Here is a 4,431-nt window from a genome sequence, read left to right on the forward strand (position 1 = left end):
CGGCGGTGACGGCCGTGGGCGCCCCGGGCGCGGGCGCCGGGGAGGGCGCGGCGGCGCCGGGCGCCCCGGGCGCGGGCGCGGGTGTGCTCGGCACGACCGGGGCCGGCGGCTTGCACGGGGGCAGCATCTCGTCGTTGCGCAGGCGGTCGACGGTGCGGTGCGCCGAGTCGAGGTCCGAGGTCGGCAGCGAGTCGCTCTGCACGGAGGTCCGGCCGACCTGGGTGAGGTCGCCGACCCTCAGCCCGGTCTGCTCCGCGACGTCCTGCAGCTGCACGCCGAGCACGTCGCCGCGCACGCCCTGGTAGATGACGACCTCGTCGCCCGCGACGCCCACGTAGTACTGCTGGGAGATCCACAGCCGCGTGACGAGCAGTCCGAGGCCGGCGAGCACCAGCACGCCGACGACCGCGAGGACGACCGCCATCCGCGAGCGCCGGGGCTTGGTCCGGCCGCGGGCGTGGTCGTTGCGCGCGGACACCGGGTCCGGGCGGGGCGAGGGTTCGGCGCGGGTGAGGGTGGCCGCGGAGGCCCGGGCCGCGGCGGAGTCCCCGGGGGGCGGGTCCGCGCGCCCGTCGCCGGCGGCGCCGCCGTAGATGGGCTGGTCCTCGCCGTAGTCGACGTCGACGACGTCGGCCACGATGCAGGTGACGTTGTCGGGGCCGCCGCCCTTGAGCGCGAGCTCGATGAGCCGGTCCGCGCAGCTCTGCGGGTCGGGGATCGTCAGCGCGTCCGCGATCGTCTCCGCGCTCACCACGCCGGAGAGGCCGTCGGAGCAGAGGAGGTAGCGGTCGCCCGCGCGGGCCTCGCGCACCGTCAGCGACGGCTCGACGTCGTGCCCGGTGAGGGCCCGCAGCAGCAGGGACCGCTGGGGGTGGCTCGCGGCCTCGTCCTCGGTGATCCGGCCCTCGTCGATGAGCGACTGCACGAAGGTGTCGTCGCGGGTGATCTGGGTGAGGACGCCGTCGCGGAACAGGTAGGCCCGGGAGTCCCCGACGTGCACCATCCCCAGCCGGCTGCCGGCGAAGAGGACGGCGGTGAGCGTGGTGCCCATCCCGTCGAGGTCGGGCTCCTCGCTGACCAGCTCGGTGATGGCGTCGTTGCCCTGGGCCGTGGCCTCGGCGAGCTCGCCGAGCAGGTCGTCGCCCGGCTCGTCGTCGTCGAGGGGCACGAGCGCGGCGATGACCAGTTTCGAGGCCACCTCACCCGCCGCGTGGCCCCCCATGCCGTCCGCGAGCGCGAGCAGACGCGGGCCCGCGTAGACCGAGTCCTGGTTGTTCTGCCGGACCAGGCCCCGGTCGCTGCGGGCGGAGTAGCGCAGCACCAGGGTCACGGGACGATCCTGCACTCACGGGCACGGACGACCCGCACCCGGGTCCGGGCGCCGGACGCGTCACCGTGCCGGGCGGCGTGCGGGCCACGGTGCCCGCGCGAGGGGTCGGTCATCATGTGCGGAGCTCGATCACGGTCTTGCCGATGCGGATCGGCGTGCCCGGGGGCACCTTCGTCGGGCCGGACACCTTCGCCCGGTCGAGGTAGGTCCCGTTGGTCGACCCGAGGTCCTCGACGTACCAGTCGTCGCCGGACTGCGAGATGCGGGCGTGCCGCGTGGACGCGTAGTCGTCGTCGAGCACCAGCGTCGAGTCGTCGGCGCGCCCCAGCATGATCGGGCGGCCGTCGAGTGCGATGCGGGTCCCCGCCAACGCACCCGCGGTGACGATCAGCGCCTTCGGCCCGGTCGACCGACCCCCGCCGCGGCCCGGCTTCGACGTCCCCCCGCGAGAGGGGCGCCGGCCGGGCGTCGCGGCCCGCAGTCCCGACGCGGCGTACAGGTCGGAGCGCACGACCCGCAGCGCGGCGAAGACGAACAGCCAGAGCAGCGCGAGGAACGCAGCCCGGGTGAGCTGGAGGACGAGTTCGGGCACGAGGAGGCGCGCGTCAGCCCTGGGCGCGGAACAGCAGCGCCGAGTGCCCGACCCGGATGGTGTCGCCGTCGGCGAGCTGCCAGGTCTGCACCGGGGTGCCGTTGACCGTCGTCCCGTTGGTGGACCCGAGGTCGGACAGGGTGGCCTGCTGGCCGTCCCAGCTGATCTCGAGGTGCCGGCGGGACACGCCGGTGTCGGCCAGGCGGAACTGGGCGTCCTGGCCGCGGCCGATGACGTTCGCGCCCTGCACCAGCTGGTACGAGCGGTTCGACCCGTCGTCCAGGGTGAGGCTCGCGGTCATCTGCCGGGTCTGGACGCCGCCGTAGCCGCCCTGCTGCCCGTACGGGTCGTAGCCGCCCTGCTGGGCGTAGGGGTCGTAGCCACCCTGGCCGTACTGGCCGCCGTACTGGTCGTAGCCCTGCTGGCCGTAGCCCGGCTGCTGGGCGTAGCCCTGCTGGCCGTAGCCCTGCTGCTGGCCGTACGGGTCCTGCCCGTAGCCCTGCTGCTGGCCGTAGCCCTGCTGCCCGTAGGGGTCGTAGCCCTGGGGCTGCTGCCCGTAGCCCTGCTGGGCGTAGGGGTCGTAGCCGCCCTGCTGGCCGTAGCCCGGCTGCTGACCGTACGGGTCCTGCCCGTAGCCCTGCTGCGGGTAACCCTGCTGCGGGTAGCCCTGCTGCTGGCCGTACGGGTCCTGCCCGTAGCCCTGCTGCGGGTAGCCCTGCTGCTGGCCGTACGGGTCCTGCTGCGGGTAGCCCTGCTGCGGGTGACCCTGCTGTCCGTACTGGTCCGGCTGGCCGTAGCCGCGCTGGTCCGGGTCCTCCGGGTAGCGACCTGGTGCCTGGCTCATGGGGTGCTCTCCTGCGGTTCGGGGGCTCGCGGTCCGCTGCCGCGACGCGTCGGGGTCAACGGACGACTTGGTGCGGAACTGTCCCGTGTGCAGCGCGTCGGAACGCTCCAGAGAGACTACGACCTCACCGTATGTCTCCCACCCGCCCTCTGTGAGGTGCTCTTCCACGCAGTCGATCAGCGAGTGGGTGATGGTCTCTTCGTCCCCCGCCATTCGTGCGTGGTCGGCGGGGCTGAGCGCCACCGTGTAGTGATTGGGTGCCAGTTGGCGCCCACCGGCCAAGACTCGCACGCCGTCCTCCGCCTCGCGCCGGAGGGCCTGTGCGATCTCCTGGGGAACGACCTTGCCGCCGAAGACCCGCGCGAAGGTGTCACCCACGAGGCCTTCGAGCGCACGCTCGAAGCGCTGTGCGCGCCCCACCCGCGATCCCTCCTCCACGACTCGGCCGTCCGGCTCCGGCCCCACGCGGAGTGTCGGCACTCGCGGGGGGCCCGACGATGGTATCGGTCGCCGGTCCGGACGCGTTGACCTCCTTCGGGGTGGGCCTGCGGGCCCGTGCTACCGTCGCTCCCGTCGATCACCGCGAGAGCGGGGATGCGCACCACTCGGGGCGAGTGGCGGAATGGCAGACGCGCACGGTTCAGGTCCGTGTATCCGGAAGGATGTGGGGGTTCAACTCCCCCCTCGCCCACACTCCCTCCCCGACGGGCACGCTGGTCTCCATGCGGCCCGCCCAGAAGGTCTGTGACCTCACCGGCCCCGGTCTGACCGACCGCTTCGGCGTCGGCGGGACCGACCTCGGCGCCACCGTCGCCGCGCCGGACGGTCGCCTGGTGTCGGTGTTCGGCGACACGTTCGAGTCGGCGGGGGTCGGCGGACCCGGGTGGCGGTCCCCGGTGGTCCTCTTCGCCGACCCCGACTCGGTGTCCACGGGCCTGCGCTGGACGGGGTCGGCCGGCCCGGACGACTACGCCTACCAGGTCGTCGACTACACCCACGACGGCCTGCGCCGCGTCGGCCGGGGCGTGTTCGGCTGGCGCCAGGTCTCGACGGTGCTGCCCACCGACGTCCTCACGATCGGCGACGACGTCTGGCTGCACGTCATGGCCTGCCGCGGCCTCGGCAACGTGCAGGCCACCGAGCTGCACCGCTCCCGGGACTCCGGGGTGAGCTGGGACCCGGCCGACTGCCGCTGGCCGGGGAACCACCTCGGCGGGCTGTTCCAGATGCTCACCTGGGAGCTCGACGCGGCCGGGGAGTGGGTGTACGCCCTGACGACCGGGTTCCAGCGCGCCCACGGGCTGCTCCTGCAGCGGGTCCGGCCCGACCGGATCGCCGACCCGGCCGCCTGGGAGGGCTGGGGCTGGGACGGCGCGACCTGGGGCTGGGGCCGTCCCCCGACCCTCGTCCTCACCGGCGCCTACGGCGAGATGTCGCTGCGGCGGGTGCCCGACGCGTCCGGGCGCGAGTGGTGGGTGCTGGTCGTCTTCGACGCCGGGAACTACCGCATGGACGCCTACCTGCTCGAGCACCCGACGGCGAACCTCTACGCGGCCCCGCGGGCGACGCTGGTCCACGGCTGCGGGTGGGACGACGAGGACCACGACGCCGGGCGGGTCGCGCAGCTCTACGGCGGCTACACCCTCCCGGGCTCGACGCTCGCCG

At 74.1% G+C, this 4,431-nt stretch carries 4 protein-coding genes and 1 tRNA gene; 2 read left to right on the forward strand and 3 right to left on the reverse strand.

The annotated features are described in order from the left end of the window. The 3 genes from AC0CYZ_RS04920 to AC0CYZ_RS04930 form a co-directional block, all read right to left on the reverse strand. Window positions 1-1,330: PP2C family protein-serine/threonine phosphatase (locus tag AC0CYZ_RS04920; protein WP_472212909.1), on the reverse strand; the 1,330-nt coding region annotated here is incomplete at its 3' end. A gap of 112 nt (window positions 1,331-1,442) precedes the next feature. Further along, window positions 1,443-1,922 carry an FHA domain-containing protein FhaB/FipA gene (locus AC0CYZ_RS04925; protein ID WP_472212911.1) on the reverse strand — a complete coding sequence of 160 codons (480 nt, stop codon included), beginning with the start codon at window positions 1,920-1,922 and terminating at the stop codon, window positions 1,443-1,445. Between the two features lie 13 nt (window positions 1,923-1,935). Then, window positions 1,936-3,186 (reverse strand): DUF3662 and FHA domain-containing protein, encoded by a 1,251-nt coding sequence (locus AC0CYZ_RS04930; RefSeq protein WP_472212913.1) that lies wholly within the window; start codon window positions 3,184-3,186, stop codon window positions 1,936-1,938. A gap of 188 nt (window positions 3,187-3,374) precedes the next feature. On the opposite strand from AC0CYZ_RS04930, the gene AC0CYZ_RS04935 reads away from it, so the two are divergent. Continuing rightward, window positions 3,375-3,457 (forward strand) — tRNA-Leu (locus tag AC0CYZ_RS04935). Window positions 3,458-3,488: 31 nt separating this feature from the next. Beyond that, a partial coding sequence (locus AC0CYZ_RS04940) for a DUF4185 domain-containing protein (RefSeq protein ID WP_472212915.1) occupies window positions 3,489-4,431 on the forward strand: 943 nt, incomplete at its 3' end.

This window comes from Actinomycetospora sp. (genome assembly GCF_055612215.1).